The following is a 24,623-nucleotide window of genomic DNA, read 5'->3' as shown; positions in this document are numbered from 1 at the left end:
ATCGAATAAGCCGAGTATCGTGTTAGACGTTCGGATGTTGCATGATTTTGCATAACGTAAGTTCGGAATTTGCGGGAAGAATTGTTTCACAAGAATGACATTACGTTTTCTCAATCTTCAAACTCGAATGTCTCGATCACGATAGGATAAAACATGGAACATCCATCGGTCGATGCGGCGACGCAAGCGGGGAAACAAAATGGAAAGAATAGGCGTTGTAGGCGCGGGGCAAATGGGTTCGGGTATATCGCAGACTTTTGCCCAAGCCGGTTATCCAATCGTGTTGTTCGACATTTCGGAGCAACAACTCGAGAAAGCGTTGAAAGGAATCGAACAAAACCTGCTGAAACTTGTAAAGAAGGGAAGCATTTCCGAATCGGAAATAAGAAATACCATTTCAAGAATTCTTGTTGTTCAAGATCTGGGCGCCTTTAAAGACAACGACGTGATCATCGAAGCGGTAAGCGAAGATGAAAGATTAAAAATCGATCTATTCGTCCAATTGGATCAAATCGCGAAGAAGGAGGCCATTATCGCTTCGAATACTTCTTCGATATCCATTACTCGAATCGCGTCCGTTACCAATCGCCCGGAGCAAATCATCGGGCTCCATTTTATGAATCCGGTTCCTTTGATGAAACTCGTAGAAATTATCAAAGGCCACAACACATCCGAAAGCACTTTCAAAACCGCGAAGAACCTCGTGATGAATCTCGGAAAAGAATACTGCGTCTCAGAAGATTATCCCGCCTTTATCGTAAATCGAGTATTGATACCGATGATCAACGAGGCGATTTTTGCTGTGTTCGAAGGCGTAGGTAAGCCGGAAGAAATCGATAAAGGAATGAAGCTCGGAACCAATCAACCGATGGGGCCTTTGGCTCTTGCAGACTTTATCGGATTGGATACCTGTTTGGCCGTCATGAACGTCCTGTTCGGCGGTTTTAAGGAACCTAAGTATCGTCCTTGTCCTCTTTTAGTGAAAATGGTGGAAGCGGGACATCTCGGGCGCAAAAGCGGGATCGGATTTTATCGATACCGGGACGCATAAAATTTGAAATACCCGCCGAAATCCGGAAACGAATTAGAACAGAATAAAATAAGGTTATAATATTATGAATTTTGAATTGAATGAAGAGCACGTAGAGTTGAGGGAAAGCGTCCGTAAGTTTGCGGAGCAACAAATTCGGCCGATCGCGTCCAAGATCGACGAAGAACACTCTATTCCCAAGGAACTCATTTCTAAAATCGCGGAGTTGGGATTTTTGGGGAGTTACATTCCCTTGGAATACGAAGGAACGGGATTGGATATCCTTTCTTATATTATCATTATAGAAGAAATTTCTAAAGTATGCGCGTCTACCGGAGTTTTGATTTCGGGACACACTTCGCTTGCCTGCGACCCGATTTATCGTTTCGGTACGGAAGAACAGAAACGTAGGTGGCTGCCGGATCTCACTCTTGGAAGGAAGATCGGATGCTTTCTTTTGACGGAGCCGGACGCCGGGAGCGACGTTTCCAGTTTGAGCACCACTTATAGAAGGGAAGGCGATTATTTCGTATTAAACGGAGGTAAAAATTTTATTACGAACGGAGCTTTCTTAGGGACCGGCATTGTATTCGCGTCTTCCGATACGAATTTGAAACACAAAGGAGTCAGCGCCTTTCTATTGGATCTTACTTCGAAGGGCGTTGTCGTTTTAAAAAACGAAAGCAAGTTGGGAATCCGCGGAAGTTATACGACCGCATTCGCTTTGGATGAAGTTAAGATTCCAATCGAGAATCTTTTGGGTAAGGAGCATCAAGGATTCAAGATCAGTATGGAAACGTTGAACGGTGGAAGGATCGGAATCGCCGCGCAAGCCCTTGGAATCGGGGAAGGCGCTTTCGAACGTTCGATTGCCTACGCGAAACAAAGAAGACAATTCGGAAAACCGATCGCCGAGCTACAGGCGATTCAATTCAAACTCGCGGATATGTACACTCGAATCGAACAGAGCAAGATGCTTACGTATCGTGCGGCTTGGGCTAAGGACAACGTTCCCAATTATGCGATGGAGTCCGCTATGTGTAAGGTCTCCGCTTCAGAGATGGCAACCTTCGTTACAAAGGAAGCGATTCAGATTCACGGAGGTTACGGATTCATCACGGAATATGAAATCGAAAGAATGTATCGCGATGCGAAAATCACGGAGATCTACGAAGGCACCAGCGAAATCCAAAGAGTTGTGATTTCAAAGATGCTTTTACAATGAATTTCGGAATTAAGGACAAATGTAATTCTTTTGAAACGGATCGTCCTTATTAAATAAATTATAAAAACATAAACTAACTGAATATAAAAGGAAAAGGTGAAAAACATGAAAGAGTTAAACGTCGGAGGGAATGGAAGTCGGGTAATGGAACCGAATGATATTCATGTATTCAACGAACGATTGTTAAGCGAAGTTCATGTGAGCGTTTTGTTTGCCGGGCAAGGAAGCAATCCTCTTTCGGAATTGATGGCCTTGTTCGAGGAAGAAGGAGAATTTTCGCCTTTTTTTATACGTTTGTTTCAAGCGATCGAAGTTTGTATGGATCAGGTTCGTTCCGACGGACGGGATTGGTATTTTAAAAAAGGTTTTTCTCTGCGTGGGTGGCTCATCGACCCGTCTTCCATACCGACGGAAGCGATTCTGAAGTCGTCCTATTACAGCGGTCCTTTGGTTTTCGCCGCGCAAGCAGCGAATCTATATCGTTTTGCACGCAACGAAGAGAATTGGAATTCCATCCGAAAAGCGATCGGAGGAATTTACGGACATTCTCAGGGAATCTTTGCAGGGCTTCTTCTTTCGAGTTCTCCTGATAAAACTTCTTTCCTGGACAACTTTGAAAAAACGTTTTCCGCATTGTTTTTCCTAGGGATTCAGAGTCAGTCCGAATTTCCTGAAATGGAATTGGATCCTGAAGTTCTGCGCCGTTATGCCAAAAAGGAAGAGTCGCCTTCGCCGATGGCTCAGATGTACTTTTATGAAACTAAGGAAACATTATCCGAAATTTTAATCCGCTTCAATCAATCTCAAAGTCGCAGAGAACAAGTTCATATCGGACTCGTCAATGGTCCGAACAGCCGCGTTTTCTGCGGGGCCCCGGAAGCTCTATTGAAATTCAGAGAAGAACTTTCAAGATCCGGTTTTGAAGGAGTGAAAACCTGGAACTTCATCGCTTCCTCCACGCCTTTCCATTCTCCGTTTCTTTCCGAAGTGGAGCATAACGTTCAAGTCGATTTTCAAAGGATAGGATTCTCGCCAAAAGCCTACGAGTTGGAAATACCGCTCTATGATACGCGAACCGGAAAAGATCTCAGAGAATCCGATAGGGATTTGGCATCTGATTTGGTATCCATGGTTTGTAACGATCTCTTGGATTGGAACGTTACGCTCTCATCTCTGGTGGAGAAAGATGGCAAACATTTGCTCCTATCGTTCGGTCCCGGTGATTTTATAGAAAAGATCAGTTCTCCTTTTTTGAAAGGACGTTCTTTACTGATTTACAACCTAACACAAGAGGAACGGTATCAGGCTTTTGTAAAAACCAAAACGTTCTCCTTTCCGAAAGAATGGAAAGAATATGCGGTGGAGTTCGTCACTCTTCCCAACGGAAAAGAATTTCCGAAGAATCGTTATTCTCTTTGGACGGGACGTCCTCCCGTTTTCGGAGGAGGAATGACTCCCAGTACCGCCGAACCCGATATCGTCATCGCCGCCGCAAAGGAAGGTTATATTGTAGAGTGGGCCGGAGGCGGGCAGGTTTCCGAAGAAATCTTTCGAAGAAGAATGGAAAAAATTTCGAAGGAGCTTCCGGCGGGCAAAGGTATCGTAATCAATCTGCTTTATCTCGACGCTTATCTGTGGAACCTTCATCTTCCTCTGATCAAAAAATTTAAAGCCGAAGGGGCGCCGATCGAAGGAGTTACGATCTCGGCGGGTATTCCCGAGCCGGAGGAAGCGGTCCGTCTTTTACAAGAATGGAACTCCGCGGGCATCTGGCTGAATTCGTTCAAACCCGGAACCGTAGAACAGATCGGAAAAGTACTGAAGATCGCCGATTTATTACCACATTCTAAAATTCTAATGCAGGTGGAGGGAGGAGCCGCAGGCGGACATCATAGTTGGGAGGATTTGGAGGAATTGATTTCCGCGACATACGAAGAAATTAGAAAACGATCCAATATCGTTCTTGCTGTGGGGGGAGGAATCGGATCTCCGAAAGATTCCGCGCTTTGGTTATCGGGAGAATGGAACCCGAAAATCATAATGCCCGTCGACGCCGTATTTTTAGGAACAAGGCTGATGGCCGCTTTGGAATGTAAGACTTCGCTTCCGATCAAGGAAGAATTGGTGAAACTTGCCGGAGACGTCGATTGGAAAAAAACAAAGGACGGAAAGGAAGTCGGCGGAGTGATCTCCGGCAGGTCGGGATTGGGAGCGGATATCTACTACGCGTCGAACACTTGGACAAAACTTTCGGATCTCGCCGAAAAAATTACGAAGGGTAAGGAACCTTCGGAGGCGAGAAAGAACGTATCGGAAAAAAAAGAAGAGCTGATCTCTCTTTTGGATCGGACCGCAAAGCCGTTTTTCGGCGATCTTGCCTCTCTCAGTTATACGCAGGTATTGGAAAGATTCGTTTCTCTCGTCTGTCCGGGAGAGAAACTGCAATGGGGCGAAGGAGAATGGCCGGATCATCCCTTTATCGATCGGAGCTATAGAACCAGATTGGAGGATTTGATTCTCGGATTCGAAGGGAGAATGCTTCCTTCCGAAACGGAGGAGAACTCGATTCTGGAAGAATCAAACGTATTAGATAATCAGAATGTGTTTCTGAAACTCTGGAAGGAACGTTATCCGATCGGCGACCGGCTCCTGCTCTTACCCGAAGATCGGGATTTTTTCTTGGAAGTTTGCAAACGTCCGGGCAAACCTGTGAATTTCGTTCCGGTGCTCGACGAAGATTTGGTTCGTTGGATCAAATCCGATTCTCTTTGGTATTCTCATTGTGTGGGAATGGATCCGAACGCCTGTGCTTGGATCCCGGGGCCGAGAGCCGTGCAAGGATTAGAAAAAGTGAATGAACCCGTCGCACGAATCTTAAAGGAATTCGTTGACGGCTCCAAAACGGAGCGGAATTCAAACGGGAATATTTCTTGGAAAGAATTTGTTTCATTACCGAATTCGAATCTTCCGGAAGAAATCATACTTTCCGGTTCCGAAAATATCACGGAAGTTTCGATTCCATCCGCGGATACGATCGATGATAAAAGTTGGATCCAATACTTGTCTAATCAAGGAGATGGGCTTCTTTCTCTTTTATTGGCGAGCGATCGATTGGGCGGGAACGGATCGGATTTGAGGACTTGGTTTTCTCCAAGATTATCTCGCAAGTTCAGTTGGGAAAAGGGAGCCGCCGGAGAGTTCGTTCAGATCTGTTCTTATAAGGAAGACGGAAAGAATATCGCCGCGTCTTTGCAGTTGTTGAATCATAATTCCGCGGAACTGATTCTCTTCTTCGATCATCCGGGCGAAAAGAATTCCGTTCCGTTTCGAAGACGTTTTATCGCCGGTGAAAGTCCGGATTGTATCGTATCGGAAGATAAAAATTTTTTCACTTCCGAAATCCGAAACTTTTACGCTCAGGTTTGGAAAGTTAAAAACATTCCCGATGTGATCAATTCTTACAAATCCTTGGAGCGTTCCGAGGATTTTCAAAAGGAATGGACGACTCGAATTCTTTTAACCGAGGAATCGATCATACGTTTTAGAAAGGCGACTCAGGATTATTTTCGGAAAGATCTTTCCGACGATCAGCCGAGTCTTTCTCCCTTATCGATGGGCGTCGTATTTTCCTGGGAGAGTACGGTGTTACCTCTGTTTGCATATACCGCTTCGGATTTATTCCGTCTGTTACATCTTTCGCAGGAATTTCACTGGAAGCCGGAGGCCGCAGACTTAAAGGCCGGAGATTCCGTAGTTTCCAAATCCAAAATCTCCCGCGTGGAAAAGATGGACGATGCAACCGTCCTCTATGTCTCGGGAAAAATGTGGAACGGAGAAATCGAAATCGCGGGATTTGAAACCGGATTCTTACTCAGAGGAGAAAAAGGGAACTCTTTGAGTTTCGATACGGATGCGGTCGAACGAAGTATCGAAATCGTTTCTCAAGCGGAAGCGGAAGTAATCGGTCAGCTTTCCTGGATTAAAAATAAATCGGAGACGCCCGCGATTCAAGTAGGCGATCGGATTCGTTTTGTGACGGACAAAAGAATTCTGATCACGGACCAAAAACAAACGATTCATAAAATTCAAGGAAGAATTTTTCGTTCCAACAGCCGTATGAGTGAAATATTATATGGCAGTTTTCTAATAGACGAAAAAACTTCTCCGCAAGCGGATTCTTCGTTTGATCGGTTATTTAAGGTCTATCAGGAAGCCGATCCTACGATTCCTCTACAAAAAAAATATAGAATTCTTTCCGACGTGTTTCAAGCGCCGGAAGACATGACTTCCTATTCCGCCGCGTCGGGCGACGCGAATCCGATTCACACCGATATTCGTTTCGCGAAGATGGGAGGTTGGGAACGTCCGATCGTTCACGGACTTTGGACGTCCTCTCAAGTTGTCAATCGATTGATTCGATACGTTTGCGACGGCGATTCTTCCAGAATGATCTCCTTTCGGGAGTACTTCGAAGGTCCGGTTTTTCCGGGAGAAGAATTGAAATTGGAAGCGTATCACGTCGCGCAGAATTCGGGTGACATGGTTCTCGAAATCACATTAGAAAATCGGAATAAAGACGTGAAGTTGCGCGCGAACGCACGGATTCGTCCTCCGAAAACCGCCTACGTATTTACGGGACAGGGTTCCCAATCTCAGGGAATGGGAATGAAACTTCTGGAAGAATTTTCAGAAGCGAAAGAAGTCTGGGCATCCGCGGAAAAGGTCGCGGTTTCGGAACTCGGGTTTTCTCTTCTTGAAGTGGTAAAGAACAATCCCACTTCCATTCGCTGCGGAGGAAAAGATTGGGTGCATCCGAAGGGCGTTTTGAACCTCACTCAGTTTACTCAAGTCGCGTTAGTCGCGAAGTCCTTGGCGGACTGGGCGATCTTAAAAAAACGCGGATATCTCAAGGTCGGATCTCCGTTTGCGGGACATTCTCTCGGAGAATTTTCCGCGTTATCCGCGCGGGAGTTTATCCATCCCGAGAACGTTTTCAAAATCGTATTCAACCGCGGATTGACGATGCAGAGTTTGGTCCCCCGAGACGAACAGGGTAAGAGTTCGTATGCCATGAGCGTCGTACTCGGAAACAGACACGTAGGTTTGTATGAAAACAAGATTCTCGAACTCGTGGAAGAAGCCAAACAAGAATCCGGACTTCACTTAGAAGTAGTAAATTATAATATTCGAGATAAGCAATATTCGGTGACCGGAAATATTCAGGCTCTCGAGTTATTGGAAGAAAAGTGCAAAAAATTCGCAAGAGGCAAAAAGACCACGATTCGTCTGGAAGGAATCGACGTTCCGTTTCATTCTCGCGTGCTGATTTCCGGAGTTCCCGAGTTTAGAAAAACTTTGGAAGCGAATATAGGCCCGGATCTTCCGCTCAGAGATTTGGACGGAAGATATATTCCGAATTTGGTGGCGCTTCCCTTCGGGCTTTCGGACGAATTTTTGCAATCGGTTTTTCAAACGGCGGGAAGTCAGGTCGCATCCGATCTGTTAAAACTTTCTCATAAAGAAAGAGATAACAACGAAACCAGACGTCTCTTGTTGATCGAGCTACTTGCCTTTCAATTTGCAATGCCCGTTCAGTGGATCCGATCTCAAGAAATTCTTTTCGACCGCTTAGGAACCAGACGTCTCATCGATATCGGTGCAAGAGGAGATCTGGCCGGAATGGCGAGACAGACCCTCAAGGACAAAAGCGATTCATCCCTTTATCAAGTTCTACATATCGAAGAAAACAGAAACGAAGTTTTTTACGAAAAAGAAGATGTGGAAGAAGCGGTTTGGAAAATTTCGATTCCCGAATCGGAAGAAGAGGAACGAATCGATTCTCCGGAAACGCAGGAAGTCGTTTCGGTTACGCCGACTCGAGTGAAGTCCACGGATGAAAGCGCGCGTAACGTGTCCGAATCTTTGGATTCTCCTTCGATTTCTCTGGAAAGAAAGGACGCGCTTTTTTCCTTACTTGCTTTGAAGGCGAGCGTCAGAATCGACGAAATTTTGGAAACCGAAACCATCGACGATTTGTTCGGCGGAAATTCTTCCAAACGAAATCAGGCGCTCGCCGATATCGGAGTCGAGTTTAAGACGAACGCATTGGAAGGGGCGCATGAAAAACCGCTCAAAGATTTCGTAAAAGTTTTGGAAGAAAGAATGCCTTATGAACAACCGGGGCCTTACTTAAGAAGCGCGTTCGAAGAAGTTCTCAAAAAATTCTTCCCGCCGGACTACGGCAGAAAGGAAATTTTTCAACACCTCAAAGAAGAAAGATTGTTAAATGAACAAGGAGTGTTCGCGTTCATCCTTCAACTTCCTTTGATTGCAAGAGAAGGCGATTCTCTCAGAAGCGGAAAGTTAAGCGCGATCGGCCTGAAAGCGAGACTTGCAAACGCAAAAGAAGCCGCGCGCTGGCTCGATCAGGCGGTCGATCAATTTGCAGTTTTAAAAAAGGTGCAGATTCCGAAACGTTCCGCTTTTTCAAACGCTACCGGAGGGGGAACAGTGGATTCCGCGGCCCTCGAGGCCTTGGAGCGAAAATATTTCGGACTGGAAGGGCTTTTTGCCAAGTCGTTGCGCGATCTGAGAAAACGCCTCCTCGACGATGATCCATATTCAGAATTCTTAATACAAGATCTGAAGTCGATCGAAGAAGCGCGATCCGTTCTTCTTAAAAAGGCCGACGATATTACGCCCGCGTTTACGGAGAAGAAGTTCGTTTCGTTTCGAAACTCGAAACAATGGGCAAAGAAACGAATTCTCGTTCGAGCGGCCGCGTTTTTAAGAGGGGAGATCCGGGAATTTTCAAACGAGGATTTTCTTTACTTGGGAAATCATCAAAGCCCGGAGATCTACGAGATCGTGAATTACTGGGAAGGATACTTGGATCGCAAGGCTCAAAGTTCCTCCGGTACGGAAAAGAAAGAATCGTATTTGAACGCCGGTCGTCAGTTCTCCAATTTGAAACAATGGATTCAATCCAAGAAAGGCAAACCTTCTGTGTTCGTATATCCGAAAGTCGTCCACAGTCCTATACTAAAAAAAGGAACGGACGGCTCTATCGTTTGTGAAGAACGAAAGATTTCCAAGAGCCCGGCGTCCGTTCTTTCGGGGAATTTTCATTTAGAGACGAGTTCGGATTTCGGTTCCAGCTTTTCGAAAAACGAAAAAATAACTTTAGAATATTCTAAAATTCTCAACGAGCTTTGCGAGTCGGGAATATCGTTCTCCGGTAAAAAGGTTCTGGTTACCGGAGCGGGTCCGGGTTCGATTGCGTGGGAGGTCGTGAAAGCCTTTCTTTCGGGCGGGGCGGAGGTCCTGCTTACGACCACTTCTTATTCTTCTACGCGGATTCGAATTCTTAGAGAGCTCTATCAAAAATACGGGTCCCAAGATTCGAGTCTTGAAATCGTTCCATTCTCTCAGGGTTCCTTGGCGGATATCCGTTCACTTACCGATTGGCTCGGAGAAAGAAAGTGGAATCCCGATTTCCTGATTCCGTTTGCCGCAGTCGGAGAAGAAAATTCCGTTTCGAGTTTGGATGATTCTTCCCTTGTTTCCATCCGAGTGATGCTCCTCGGCGTCGAGAAGTTGATCGGTGAACTCGGCAAGTTGAGAAAAAATATCGGAGAGCAGAATTCCAAGCTCAACGTCATTCTGCCTCTTTCTCCGAATCACGGGATTTTCGGCAGGGATGGTATGTATGCCGAAACAAAAATCGGATTGGAAACTCTTTTTCGCAAAAGATATTCCGAAGCCGCGGATTGGGGAAACTCCGTTCGGATTTTGGGCGCAGTGATCGGTTGGGTAAGAGGTACGGGATTGATGGAAGCGAACGATCTTTTGGCTCCCGTTTTAGAATCAAAAACCGAGGTCAGAACTTTTTCTCGTTCGGAAATGGGGCTTTTGATTTCCTGTCTTTCCGCTTTGAGCGCAAGTAATCTTTTACCGGATGTCGTGAAGGCGGATTTTACCGGCGGGTTGGGTAACGTTGAAAATCTCGGCGAGATTTTGACGAAGATCCGTACGGATCTTGTCGCGCAGATGAAAAAGAACGGAGAAATCCAAAGTATATTCCAAAAATTGAATGTATCTTCCTCGTTCCATCGAAAGATTAAGGCTCTTCCAAAACAAGGTCTCCGTTTTCCCGAAGTTCCTTCGGAAGAAACGTTAGCCGAATTCAAACCGATTTCGAATCTTCGACCCCAGGATCTTGTCTGTGTGGTGGGTTATGCAGAAGTAGGTCCCGCGGGAAGTTCTCTTACACGTTGGGAATTGGAGAAGAACGGAACCTTTTCTTTGGAATCCTGCGTCGAACTCGCTTGGAATATGGGTTATATCCGTTATCAGAGCGGGCAAAACGGAAAGGTTTGGACCGACGCGAAAACGGGAGAAGCGATTCCCGAATGGCAGATCAAAGAAAAATACGAGAAGGAGATCCTCGAACATTCCGGAATCAGAATCGTAGATCATACGAGTTCGGGATACGATCCGACGGAGATCGCGGTTTTTGCGGACGTTGTTTTGGAAGAGGATCTGATGATTCCGATCAGCGGACCGGAGGAAGCGGAAGAATTTAGAAAGGCGGATCCTCAGACCACGGAGATATACAACAACCCGAGTACGGAAAAATGGTTCATCAAACGCAAGAAGGGTTCCGTCTTGAAAGTGAAAAAGGCCGTAGGGATTCAACGCAGAATCGCCGGTCAGATTCCGGACGGATGGGACCCGGAAAAATACGGAATTCCAAAAGATCTGATTCGTCAGGTCGATGCGATTACGGTTTATAACTTGTATTGTACTTGCGAAGCGTATCTTCGTGCAGGTCTCGATCCGTTTGAACTGTTTGAATACATTCATCCGAGCCAAGCCGGTTCCAGCGTAGGATCGGGTATGGGCGGTATGAAAAAAATCAAACGTATGTTTTTGGATTTCAGACACGGAGAAGAAAGACAACACGATTCTCTGCAGGAATCGTTGATCAACGTTACCGCCGCTTGGGCGATCACTTCGTATGCGGGAATTTATGGAACGATGCAGACTCCGGTCGCCGCCTGTGCGACCGGAGGCGTTTCTCTCGAACTTGCGCGGGACGCGATCCTGGCGGGTAAGGCTAAGTTTATGATCGCGGGCGCGTTCGACGACACACTTGAAGAAAGTATGATCGGCTTCGGCGATATGAACGCGACGGCGAACACGAGTGAGATGGCCGAACAAGGAATTCTTACTTCCGAAGTATGTCGTCCGAACGACGTCCGAAGAAACGGCTTCGTGGAATCTCAAGGAGGCGGCGTCGTTCTTCTCGCGAGAGGGGACGTTGCTTTGCGGATGGGATTGCCGCTCTACGGTCTTCTCGGATTTGCGGGTTCTCGTACTGATGGAATTCAAACTTCGATTCCCGCTCCGGGCGTCGGTCTGCTTTCCTTGGCGGCCAATTCTAAAACGGAAGTTTCCCCCTTACAATCCGCTTTGGATTCTTACGGACTGAAGGCGGACGATATAGGATTCGCGTACAAACACGATACTTCCACAAAGGCGAACGATAAGAACGAAAACAATTTGCTGCATAAGCTGATGCTTACGTTAGGCAGAACACCTGGGAATAATCTTCCAGTGGTTTCACAAAAGGCATTGACGGGACATTCGAAAGCGGGTGCGGCGATGTGGCAATCGATCGGAGTCATTCAGTCTTTGGAAGAGGGAATTCTCACCGGCAATCGAAACTTGGACGACGTCGATTCCGATATGAACCCGTATTCTTTTATCGCATTCAGCGACGAATCCATTCGTTTCGGAAAAAATCATTGGAAGGCGGGGATGTTAACTTCTCTCGGCTTCGGACATATAGGAGTTCTTTGTCTTTTCCTTCATAGAAATTTTTTCTGGGGAATTTTGAACGAAGAAGAAAGAGAAGCCTATATCGATCGATGCCGCGAACGCGGAAAGTATGCGACCCATCGATACAATGAAATTCGTTTGGGCAACGGGACGCAGCTCTATGAACGCAGAACCCATTCTTACTTTGAAGAAGAAGACGAGGAATCCGCGCTTTTGGACGCGTCTTATCGGTCCTCTTACTTCGTTTCGAAATAAGAACATTAGGTAAACATTATGAACGGTTCGTATTCGATCGGTATGGATATGGTGTATATTCCGGAATTTGAATCCTTTTTAAAGGATCGGGGAACTTTCTTTTTCGAAAAAACGTTTACGGAATGGGAAAAGTCCAAAGCGAATTCCAAGAACGCCGATCAAAGAGCCTCGTTTTATTCCGGAAGATACGCCGCGAAAGAAGCGTTTTTGAAGGCGTTGGACGGGCGCCGTTTGCACGCAGAACCCGATCTAAATTTCAATTACGCGGAGCTGGAGATTCGAAACGACGAATACGGAAGGCCGTTCTTTCGATATTATGGAATACTAATGGACTATGTTTCCGATCTCAATTTGATTTCCGTACGTCTGACGATCACTCATACGCAGGATTACGCGGCGTCTCAGGTTTTGGTACAATATTAGGAAAATTATATGAAAAATGAAATGCTGAAAACGGAAGAAACCGAGGGAACCGATTCGAACGACTTTAGAGATATCGAATTGTCCAGGGAAGAATTGAGAAATAAAAATAGAAACCTGGAGAATCGAAACGGCGAATTTAATAAACGAAGCGGAATTCTTCAGAAAGTATTGATCGCAAATCGCGGAGAGATTGCGAAACGATTCATTCTCGCGTTGCAAGAAGAGGGAATTCAATCCGTTGCGGTAGTCGCGGATCAGGATAAGGGGCAATCCTGGTTTGAGTTCGCAAACGAGGTAGTTTATATCGGAGAGGCTCGCAACTACGCAAACATATCCGTCATCTGCGCCGCGGTGATCGAAACCGGTGCTAACGCGGTTTATCCGGGTTACGGTTTTCTATCCGAAGATTTCCGTTTTGTGGAAAGATTGCAAGAGATAGAAAAATTTTATAATCGTGAAATCATATTCATGGGCCCGAAGGCTTCCGTGATGCGTAAGGTCGGGAACAAATTAGACGCGCGTCGTCTTGCGATCGAAAACGGAATTCCTCTCTTTCAAGGTTCCGGTTCCATTCGAGGATTGGAAGAGGCAAAATCGGAAGCGGAACGGATCGGATTTCCCGTCATTCTCAAACTGGACGCAGGCGGAGGCGGGAAAGGAATGCTCGTCGTTCGTACGACGGAAGAACTCGCTCCCGCGATCGAAAGCGCGACTCGGATCGGTAAGAATTCTTACGAGAACGATACGTTCTATCTTGAAAAATTTATAGAGAAACCGGCGCATTTTGAAATTCAGATTTTCAACGGAGTTGCGGTCGGAATCCGAAAGTGCGCGGTTCAAAGAAGAAATCAAAAGATCATAGAAGAATCCGGTGAAACCTTTTTGGATCATCGAGTTCAATTACAGCTTCTTTCCAATGCGGAGAAGTTAGCCGAAATCTCCGGATATGTCGAAGACTGCGGCGCGGGCACGGTGGAATTTTTATTGGATCGTGAAACGGGCCAATTCGGATTTTTAGAAATGAACACTCGGCTTCAAGTCGAATACACGGTAACCGATCAATCTCTTGGAATCGATTTGGCCAAGTGGCAGATCTTTCTTTTTGACGATCGCCCCGATGAGATCCAATACGGCACCGTACTCAGAAAAAGATTCGGAGAACGAAGTCATTCCATCCAATGCCGTATCTACGCCGAAGATCCGTTTCAAAACTATTCTCCTTCTCCCGGAAAAATCAAGGAATTGGAATTGCCGACCTTCAACGGAATCCGATGCGACTTCGGATTCAAAAAGGGGGATCGGATTCCGGGAGAATTCGATCCCATGGTGGGGAAACTCGTATCCTACGGAAAGGATCGAAACGAAGCGCTTCAAAGAATGGAACGGGCTTTGAGCGAACTCTATATAAGAGGTATTACGACTAACGTAGAACAGTTGCTCGCGATACTCAGGCATCATCGATTTCGTCAAGGCGACTATGACAATCGTCTACTCGACGAGTTCACGGAACTTACGATCGCGAAGACGGATCATCTGGAAGAGTCCATGATATACGCTTGTATCGGAGAATCGATTCGTCAGACGGGCGAAGCCGTATCCGAAACGTTTCGGGAAAGGGATTTGGCAAGAATCGTCTATTCAAACGAAGAATCGACTTCTCCCAATCGCTATAAGATCTGGATTCAGGATTCTTGTTATCAATGTTTTTTGTTGAGGACGGGCCTCGGAGAATTTTGGATCGCCGGTGACAGAATTTCTCTCAAACGGATTCGAATCAGTCGATCGTCCGCGGACGGTAAACAATTTCTTGCGGAATCCGAAAACAGATCCGTATCGGTTCGAATCGACGCGAAACCGAACTTTCACCTCGTTCGATTTACGAGCAACTCTGACGGAAAACTGCATTATGCCAGATTGAAAATCAGCTCCGAGGATCGAAGCGAAGGACAGGACGAAAAGGGATTTCTGAGGTCTCCGTTTCAAGGAACGTTCGTAAAGATCTACGAAGATCCGAAAACAAATCAAACTTGGGCAAAGGGGGGAATCGTTTCCAAAGGAGACGCGTTGATTATGATCTCCGCGATGAAAATGGAAACCGTTTTGAGGGCCCCGATCGACGGAACGTTGGACTATCTCGTGGAAAACGGAAACGTAAATAAACTCGTAAGGGGCAAAACAGCATCCGGTCAGATTCTGGGTAAAAGTTTTACGGAAGGCGAGTTGCTTGTTCGAATTTCGTCCGATAACTCCGAGCAAACGAAAACCGATGCGTTATCCGATATCGACGAAAGCGATTCAATTTCGGAAGAATTTTCTATATTAAAAAAATGGAATTTAGTTCCGGGGCGAGAGGATACGGAGAATTCCGTTTTTGAAAAGAAACTCGATACGCCGGAAGCCAGAAAGGAAATTCTGCGTTTCTTTTATTCCTGGACTTTGGGTTATTCCAAAGGAGAGACGGCGAATTCAAAAATCGGATACTTATTGAATCAATTGAATGTGGATTCGATATTGAAGAACCAAAAAGAAACGGATGAATGGAAGAGTTTTGTAAAATTCTTTATCAAATACAACGTTTCTCTCCGAAAATTGTTCTCTTCCGATATCGGATCCATGCATTCTCACTTCGGCGAACTGCAGAGATCGCTTTTGAATTGGGATACGGAAGGGTTTATGCCTTATAAATCCACTTCCAAGCTGCTTGCAAAAGTGTTTTCATTTTACGGAGTCAAACCCTGGACTCCGTTTCGGAGGGTGCCGAACCAAGGAGAGGCGTTCTATAATATCGTCTGTGCGTATAAAACCCAGAGAGAAGAAAGGGAAACCTACGCGAAAATATTAGAAAAACTGAATTCTTTGGTGCCGAATGCGAAATCGACTTATCTGAATCTGAGGGTTTTACTGGCGTTGGAGGAAAGAGAGCGCGAGCCGAAGCTGGAAGCTACGATCCGAAAGATTATCGGCAAACGCAAGAATCTAAACTTCAACGCTCCGGAAGGGGTGAAGACGCTTTCGAAACGGCATGTCAATTCGTTCATATCGTTTATGAAAGATCCTTGGTCCTTTCTCTCTAAAACGGGAATCGAAAAAAAGGAATTTCTATCTTCTCTTCAAAATGAACCCGCTCTGGTTCTTTCGGATCTATCGGAACGAGTTCAAGCGAGGATCTCCGATAAGATCGCCTATTGGAAGACAAAGGGTAAAATCCGAAGATTGTATTCTCCGATTTCGAATCACTGTCTTTATCATATCGAACGGAACGAAAATAAGGAAGCGATCTATCTTTTGATCGTGTTGATGGATTCGGACGCTTTGACTCCGGTGATAAACGAAGAAGGATTGAGCTTTTGTTACGGCCTCGAGACGGAAGCGATTCGCGCCGCTTCTTTTCTGCAAGGTGCGAACGTTCTATATCCGGTTTCTTCCCTTCGGTTGGAGATGATCGCATTTCACAAGAGTCCGGCCGCAACCTCAAGCGATTCTTTGAATAAAACTCTTGAGTATGAGAAAATATTCAACAGCGCTTCGTCGATGATGGAATTTTTTCTACACGGTCCTTATGACAGTCTTACGCTGGAGATCGAAGAAGAGGTCCATTGTAAGGATCGTTTTAAAACGTATTCTTTCTTTTTCAGAGACGGCAAGTTAAGGATGGACTTGATCGGAGAAAACGATATCCGATTTCCTTACTCGATCGAAAAGGACGCAAAGGATTCCAAACTTTACGAAAAAGGAAAATGGCCTTTGGAACGTTGGGTAGAAGAAACCTTCGACGCTTCCAGTTATCGTGAGATTTTGATACCCGGTTTGGATTTTTCAAAGGAGAATTTAGATCCGGTTTTGTCTTCCGCGTCGCAGAAGGTGGGAGCGAAGATATTCTTCGGTAAAATCGCGGGTGCAGAAGCTCTTTTCTTTTTGAAGGATTCGAGGGTCGCGGGCGGTGCGACCGGAGACAAGGAAGGGAAGAAATATCTCGCGGCCGCTTACATCGCGTATCGAAAAGACATTCCGTTGTACGTTTGGAACGATGGGGCGGGAGCGAACATCAAGGAAGGTATGGTCGCGTTGAATCGCGCTTCCGAAGGTTTTTTCATCAACGCGCTTCTGACTCACCGAGTCAAAGCCCAGGAATTCCGTTCCGCAATCGAGGCACATAATGATTCCGTAATTTCTAATTTTCTAATGGAGTTGGAGAACGTTCCGGATTTGAATTTTAAAACCTATCGTTCGGACGAAAGGCCTAACCTTTGTTTTGTGATCGCCGTCGGGGTAGGGTCTTCGACCGGACTGGATGTATACGGTTCTTCTCAGGCTTCGATTCAAGTTCTTCTGGACGAGGAACAATCGTATCGGGTTCTTACCGGATCTTCCGTAATCGAATCCGTCACCGGAGAGAAGTTGACGAATTACGAGATCGGCGGAGCCAAGGTAATGGGACGCGGTACCGGAACCGTCGACTTTGTCGCGAATGATAAACTTCATTTGATCTCTTATCTGTATCGGATCCAATCAATTCTGACTCGGCGAGAAACACAAAGAAGTGATTTTCAATTTAAGAATTTAGATTCTTTCGATCTTTTCAAAAACATTTTATCGGAAAGAAAGCTGAAACGAATTGCGGACGGAAACGAATTTCTTTCCGTTAAAGAAACGTATTCTGGATCCGAATCTCTCGTCGCGGGTCTTTTCTCCTTCGGAGGAACTCCGATCGTGGCGCTCGGACCAAGAACCGAGTTCGGATTTCATTCCTATGCGGCGTTGATCAAGGCGAAGGAATCGGTAAGAATCGCGCAAAAAACGAATTCGGGTTTGATGCTCGTCTACTGTTCGAAATGGTTTCGAAGCGCGTATATCGAAAACGGCAATTCCCTAAGAGCGAGAAGAGACTTTCAAAAGTTATTGCAGGACTTCGATCGTCCTCTCGTTCATATCGTAAAACATCCGGAAGGACTCTCGCTTCCGGAGTTGTCGTCCGTGGGGGACGTCTGGATTTTGGTTCGCAACGAAGAGGATTTCGGAAAGGAAAAGTCGTTACGATCCTTGCGATTCTCGGCTCCGGAACAGTGCGCAACGATTACGGTTGCGAGCGAAGAGGAGGCGTTTTCCACGGCTTCTCTTATATTCAATCTTTTGAATATAAGAGACTTGAAAGATTGCTCGAATGGACAATCCGATCCGAAAATTCCGAACGATCCAAGCAATCCATACGACATGGAAACGATGGTAATCCGAGAGATTTTGGACGCGGATTCATTTCTGGAATTTTATAAAGACGATCCTGGTAAAAGTTTAATCACGGGACTCGGAAGAATCGGAGGTAAGACAATAGGCGTCATCGCGGATCAACCGAAAGACGGCGGCGCTCCGGACGCCCTTGGTACGGAAAAATTCAGGGTTTTTATGGAATTCTTAAGTAAACACGATATTCCATTATTGATGTTGTCGGACGCTCCCGGTTTCGTTCCGGGAACCAAACAGGAACGGCTTCGGATTCAACAGATCGGAGGAGAATCGTTGGACGTCAACGTATTATCCGCAAATCCGGTTGTCTCCGTTGTATTGAGACAGAATTACGGAGGAAGACAAATTCACGCTTTCAGCGGTTTTTTGCGTCCCGGAATTTCGTATCATGCGTTGCAGGATGGAACGTTAGCCGTAATGGGAGCACATTCCGCATTCGATCTTTTTCAGGGAGCGAACGTTTCTCGTTTACGGAAGGAAAACAAAGAAGCCGAGATCGAAATTCTTCGGAAAGAATTCTTAGATTCTTTTAAGGAAAAAGCGAAAGCGAAAAACGACGCGCGTTCCACCGGAGTTTTAGACGGAGTCTTCGCTTCGATCGGGGATCTACGTTCGGTCGTCGTAACGGGTTTGAAAAACGCCGAAGAAAAGCGGAACGAATGGTCGCAGAGAAGACAATCGTATTCGAAAGGTGTCGTCTATTCTGCGACCGGACAGAACGGAAGAGCGGACGATTGGGAGAATTGCGTTCTGCCTTAGCGAGTGGCGGAAGTTTATAATTTTGCTACGAGGTTTTCCCATGAATTTTGCGTACTTGAATTTTTATTCCTTCGGTTCAATACTCGCCGCACTTTTTTGTCTGTATATCGCGGTCTTTTTTCTGATCATCAAAGAGAAAAGCAGGGTTGCGGTACATTTGGGTTTGGCTTCCGTCTTCGCTTCTCTTTTTCATTTCGCATACGCGGTCGGATTTTTCACCTTGGAGCCGTGGGCGGTTTATCATAGGTGGATCGTCATACCGATGCCGCTGTTGACTTTAGCGCAATTCACTTTGGTACTGTTTTATTTTCCGACTCCGAAATTCGTTAAACTCGGAAAAGCGGTCTATTCGATTCTGCTGATAATCGTCGTTTTTGTGGAAACCTATTTTATCTTTCTATCGTATTCTACTCAGGGCGTTTTTGTTAAAGGAAATCACTATTGGGATTTTCAAACATATTCTTTCTATATGCTTTTTTCAATGATCATATTGGTCTTCAATCTGATCATGATCTCTTTCGGAATTTGGAGAGTGATTTTGGAAACGGGAAGAGATCGAAGGGTGGTTTTGTATCTGCTATCCTCATTTTGTATCCTTACGATTTTACCCGTTGCCACAAATATTTTGAGTCGTAACGGTTCGATTTCCAGAATCGCTTATCAACAGACGGTGGATCTGTCGTTCGTGTTCGGATTTTTTCTTCTTCTGGTCGTATACTTAAACGTGGCAAAGGAGAAAACCACGATTCTAAGTCGTATTATCGGAATCACAATGGCTACGTTTTTTTTGGTGATTCAGATCGTAGCCTATTTCATCATCAACGAATTTGAAACCACGTTCGACGAAAGTCAGTTCAAAGAAGCGAAGTTGGCGATTCAGGAAGCGGAGAAATATCGGAACCTGAGTTATATGACTTACTATGACACTCGAAGCGGTCGCACTTATCTGAAACAAGGGGAATTCGATTCAGCTTGGATCCACGAAAGTAATCTGGAAGCGAACTATCTGAATTTGAGAAATCGTTTATGCGGTCTCGGAAATTTAAACGGAACGGAACGATGGAAGCGCTCTTCGGAAATATTAGAAAACGCTCCTAAAGAATTTTACGGTTATAAAGAAGCGGTTCGATATTTTCTGCAAACGAAAGGAAATCAAATCGTTACCGATCAGGATATGATTTCTTTATTTCGGGAGATCGCCGCAAAGTTAAAGATCATCAATAATAAATTTACGTTTACTGCCGAGAAAAAAGATATAAACGCGATTTCAAAATTACTTACGGAAAAAGATTCCCGACTTTCGCCGATGTTGGATGTGATCCGTTCGGAATACGTTTCGGAGCTTCGGAAAAACGCTTCGGAAACTCATTTAGAGAATTTATTCCGAAGTTCGACTCTGCCGATTTACGAAGAAGGGGAGCGAATTTATCGGAGCCGATGGGTTCGCGGAGATAAAGGACAAGACTTTCAAATCTTTTTCGTTTCCTATTTTATCGTGGATATTAAATCCGAACGGATCTACGAAGTGGGTTTCGATTACAAATCCTATCGCGCTTATGTTCATTATCCTTCGTTCATTTTATTATTGTGCCTCTTCGTCGTTGTCTTCGTTGTTACGTTCGGATTTCAATATTTCTTTCGGTATGCGTTGATCGATCCGATGAATAAAGTCGAAATCGGATTGCGCGAGGTTCATTCCGGAAACTTAGAATACCGTCTCGTCCCGGTCGTCGAAGACGAAATCGGGTTTATCGCTCAGTCCTTTAATCATATGGCGGAAGGTTTGTTAACGGCTCGCAATCGTTTGGAAAGATATGCGGAAGAATTGGAACTCAAGGTAAAAGAGCGAACAAAGGAGTTGGAGGTTACGCTCGACGAAGTCAAAACGCTCAAGGATCAACAAGACGGAGATTATTTTTTGATGTCCTTACTTCTGAAACCTTTGGGAGCCAATCGAGCCGCTCAGGAAAACGTAAAGGTGGAATTTTTCACCAATCAAAAGAAGAAGTTTAAGTTTAGAAAATACGATTCCGAAATCGGAGGCGATATCAGCATCTCGAATCGGATTCAACTCAGAGATAGAAAATATACCGTATTCTTAAACGCCGACGCGATGGGAAAGTCGATGCAAGGCGCGGGCGGCGCGCTTGTGTTGGGTGCGGTCTTTGAAGCGATCATCGAACGTACAAAGATGACGAAACTCGTTCAAGATTATTCTCCGGAAAGATGGATCAAAAACGCCTTTATGGAATTGCATAAGGTGTTTGAAAGTTTTGACGGTTCCATGTTGGTTTCGACCGTGATCGGTTTGATCGACGACGAAGCTGGAATTCTATACCACCTGAACGCGGAACATCCCTGGACGGTACTCTTAAGAAAGGGTGAAGCCACATTTATCGAAAATGATCTGATGTTTAGAAAACTCGGCACCGGAGGAATGAACGGAAATATATACGTTCATACTTTGCAATTAGAGCCGGAGGATATAGTGATCGCAAGTTCGGACGGCAAGGACGATATCCATATCGGTATCGACGAAAACGGAGAAAAACTCATCAACGACGATCATACGCGATTTTTGGAATATGTTAAGAAAGGAAAAGGGGATCTCGGATCGATCTTCGAATTCATTTCCGCCTCCGGACGGTTGACCGACGATTTATCCTTGGTCCGGATTTCTTATAAGGAATCCGAATGTTTTTTAAGTGGAGTTCCTCGGAAACAAAATTTCAACACGAACGAGGTTGTCACGCTCTTTCACCAAGCCAAAGAGACGGCAAAGGAGAATAACGTAGAAAAGGCGATTACCCTTTTCGAAGAGATCGAATCGCTGAACGATAAAATTCCGATCACTAAAAAATATCTCGCGTATTTATTTATGAAGAAGGCCCTGTACCGCGAAGCGGCGCGTTACGCGGAAGAATATATCCAGTTCCATCCTTTGGATAACGAAATGTTTTACGTGGCATCTTATGCGTTTAGAATGGAAGGAGAAATCGAAAAGGCCGCGGATTTCGGAGAAAGATTACGTCTTCGAAACCCGAAACATATTAAGAATTTAGTCAATCTGTCGCGGATCTATATCATTTTAAAAAAATACGATAGAGCGGCGGGCATAGCGAAAGACGCTCTTGAAATAGAACCGGCCAATCAAAGAATTTTGGGTCTGTTGGAAACTCTTCAGAAAATAAATCGCGAGTTTACTTTTGAAACGAATCATAAGAATCAAATTTGATTCCGAAGGAAGATTTTCCTTTTGAACGCAATCGTTTCGAATTGAGACGTTAGTCTACCGTTTATCGATAGCCGTTACTTTCAAAGAAATTCTTCAGTGAAAGCCGTTTTGTTCAAGTGAGTTCGCTATCGATTCGATAGAGTATTCGGTTAGAGAGCGTTTGGGTTTTGCATAGATACCATATGAGTCTATCCATTGGACTTTACTCAATTCGAGAAATGCAAACCTTTCCACTCGTAGAGAAGAACGTCGGTTTTCGTTTTTGTGCGATGGGTCGTCTCCTTGAAGTGTTTTATGAATTTGTATTCAAGAAGATGGGGTCGTATTTGGTACTAAAGCGTAAAAATTTTCTTCTCTGATCCATTTCGTCCGTGTGTAAATCGAAATTGTTGTAGGCCAGCTATCTCCTCGGTGTTTCGGTTTACGCGCGTTTTTTTGACGAGAGGGAAACTTCAGTATCGAACGAGAGAGCGTCGAGTGACCGTTGAGCGGCTCTTTCGTTTTCGAAGCCCCCTTTTCGGAGATTATAAGAATACATTCTTTATTTTCTTATCAAAGATAAGGATTCGTTTGTAATTTTGTCTCACCTATAAATCCCACTGTGATTATATTGCGGCATCTCCCATATTCCACGATCGCCCCGCCCATTCAATTCACTGATACATGGAATCAATCAGCTTTTGATATTTTTCCGTGATGACATGACGTTTGATCGACATCTTTGCGGAAAGTTCGTCGCCCACTTCGAATGCCTTCGGAAGCAAACGAATATCTCCGACCTTTTCAAAACTCTTAAATCCGTTTTCCGAATTCATCGCGTCTTTTACTTCGCGCAAAATTTTTTCTTTCACGATCGGATTCGCCGCGAGTTCCGGATAAGTTTTCCCGTAGTCCTGAAACCGATCGAGAACCGGAAGGACCAAGGCAGTTAAAAATTTTTGATCCTGTCCTACAACCATCACTTGATCGATGAACGGCGATTGTGCGAGTTTATTTTCGATCGGAACGGGTTCTATATTTTCTCCGTTGAGTAAAACGACGGTCTCTTTCGTCCTACCTACGATCTTAAGAGTATTGTTATACGTAATCAATCCAAGATCGCCCGTATTAAACCAACCGTCCTGGATCACCTTGGCAGTGACATCGGGACGTTTATAATAACCTTTCATGATCTGAGGACCTCGAACATGAACTTCGCCTTTCACTCCTTTTTGAGGAGGATATAAAATATTTCCGTTCTCCACGTCCTTTAGAAGGATTTCCACTTCGGGAAACAGGGGGCCCACGCTCCCGATGACCAAATGATCCGGTGTGCGAAACGCAAGACCGGGCGAAGTTTCGGTCAAACCGTATCCTTCAAACAGAGGAATTCCGATCACATTAAAAAATTCGTCTATATGAAAAGGAAGCGCGCCTCCGCCGGAAACGGTGCCGCGCAATTTTCCGCCGGTAGCTTGTCGAATTTTTTTAAGAACAATCAAGTCCAAAATCATATAAGGAATCGAGAATATGACGATGTTCAGAACACTTTGTCCGAACATACATAAGGATTTAAGAATATTCCGTCCTTCTAAATCGAGTTCGTTTCCTTTGAAAAAATTGAGGGCACGTTGAACCTTAAGAGCGCAAAAATACGCGCTCTTAAATAAGATTCTTTTAAGCGTCGATCCGGATTGAATCTTCGACTGAATTCCGTGGAAGATATTTTCCCACAATCGAGGCGCCGAGGCCATGAATGTCGGTTTAACGATCAATAAATCTTCCTTAATGTTTCGAATATTCGTATAATATTGTCCGGCCCCCGTCGCGATCGTTCCCATCTGAAACACTCTTTCGAAGCTATGCCACACTGGCAAAATCGAAAGAAAGCGATCTTTAGGTCCGATCTCAATCGGAATATTCCGTAATTGAGAGATCATATTGGCATGAGTCAACATGACGCCTTTCGGTTCACCCGTGGTGCCGGAAGTATAGATGATGGTAAACAGATCGTCGGGTCGAATCGCCGCGACTCTTTCTTCCACATTGCGGTTACCGGAAGCCCGCAATTCTTTTCCCTTCGCAATGAGATCCGCCATTCGGATAATATTATCATCCGTTATGCGCGCTTCCTCATCCATAAGAACGATATGAGTGACGTTCGGAAGATGACTTAAATTATTCCGAACTTTTTTGAGGATAACTTCATTCTCTACGAATACGATTTTCGCGTCGGAATGGGGGAGAATGTAACGAATGTCTCCGTCGGTTACGTCCGTCCCGCGCGGAACGTCGGCCGCGCCGCTTAACAAGATGCCGTAGTTCGCAATGATCCATTCTTTTCTATTTTCCGATAAGACTGCCACGTGTTCGCGGGCCTTCAAGTCGAGATCCGCGATTAAACCAGTTGCGAGCGCAACGCCGCTTTCATAAACTTCACGAAACGTTACGGTGACGAATTCTTTGTTTTTATTTCTGGTCCCAAACGCGGGCTTATCGCCGTATTTCTGCGCCGTATCGTAATATAATTCCGCCAAGTTTTTCGCCGTGATTTTAGAACTCATGAATTCTCCTTTCCGATATCGGGGACGATATCAGATTCGGGAAGAGCGGTCTTGAACGGAGCGGCTATT

Annotated in this window: 7 protein-coding genes; 6 read left to right on the top strand and 1 reads right to left on the bottom strand. The window is 45.2% G+C overall.

The window, feature by feature from the left end:
- Positions 1 to 199 precede the first annotated feature (199 nt).
- From LEP1GSC052_RS01515 to LEP1GSC052_RS01490, 6 genes are all read left to right on the top strand, one after another.
- On the top strand, positions 200 to 1,051 hold the full coding sequence (locus tag LEP1GSC052_RS01515; protein ID WP_010572261.1) for a 3-hydroxyacyl-CoA dehydrogenase NAD-binding domain-containing protein: 852 nt from the start codon (positions 200 to 202) through the stop codon (positions 1,049 to 1,051).
- Between the two features lie 64 nt (positions 1,052 to 1,115).
- Entirely contained in the window at positions 1,116 to 2,255 is a 1,140-nt protein-coding gene (locus LEP1GSC052_RS01510) for an acyl-CoA dehydrogenase family protein (protein ID WP_010572262.1), read from the top strand.
- 144 nt (positions 2,256 to 2,399) lie between these two features.
- On the top strand, positions 2,400 to 12,353 hold the full coding sequence (locus tag LEP1GSC052_RS01505) for a type I polyketide synthase (protein WP_244265264.1): 9,954 nt from the start codon (positions 2,400 to 2,402) through the stop codon (positions 12,351 to 12,353).
- 18 nt (positions 12,354 to 12,371) lie between these two features.
- Positions 12,372 to 12,776 (top strand): holo-ACP synthase, encoded by a 405-nt coding sequence (gene acpS, locus LEP1GSC052_RS01500; protein ID WP_010572264.1) that lies wholly within the window; start codon positions 12,372 to 12,374, stop codon positions 12,774 to 12,776.
- Between the two features lie 21 nt (positions 12,777 to 12,797).
- On the top strand, positions 12,798 to 18,776 hold the full coding sequence (locus LEP1GSC052_RS20645; RefSeq protein WP_051185348.1) for a carboxyl transferase domain-containing protein: 5,979 nt from the start codon (positions 12,798 to 12,800) through the stop codon (positions 18,774 to 18,776).
- Between the two features lie 40 nt (positions 18,777 to 18,816).
- The gene (locus LEP1GSC052_RS01490) at positions 18,817 to 22,011 is read left to right on the top strand and encodes a SpoIIE family protein phosphatase (protein ID WP_010572267.1); all 3,195 of its coding nucleotides are present in this window, start codon (positions 18,817 to 18,819) and stop codon (positions 22,009 to 22,011) included.
- Between the two features lie 653 nt (positions 22,012 to 22,664).
- Here the strand turns inward: LEP1GSC052_RS01490 and LEP1GSC052_RS01485 are convergent.
- Positions 22,665 to 24,554, bottom strand: coding sequence for an AMP-dependent synthetase/ligase (locus LEP1GSC052_RS01485; protein WP_020985487.1), 1,890 nt, complete (start codon positions 24,552 to 24,554; stop codon positions 22,665 to 22,667).
- Positions 24,555 to 24,623: the final 69 nt, after the last annotated feature.

This window comes from Leptospira kmetyi serovar Malaysia str. Bejo-Iso9 (assembly GCF_000243735.2).
Lineage (GTDB): Bacteria > Spirochaetota > Leptospiria > Leptospirales > Leptospiraceae > Leptospira > Leptospira kmetyi.
Note: the sequence above shows the minus strand (reverse complement) of the source record. Positions and strands in the feature narration are given on the sequence as shown.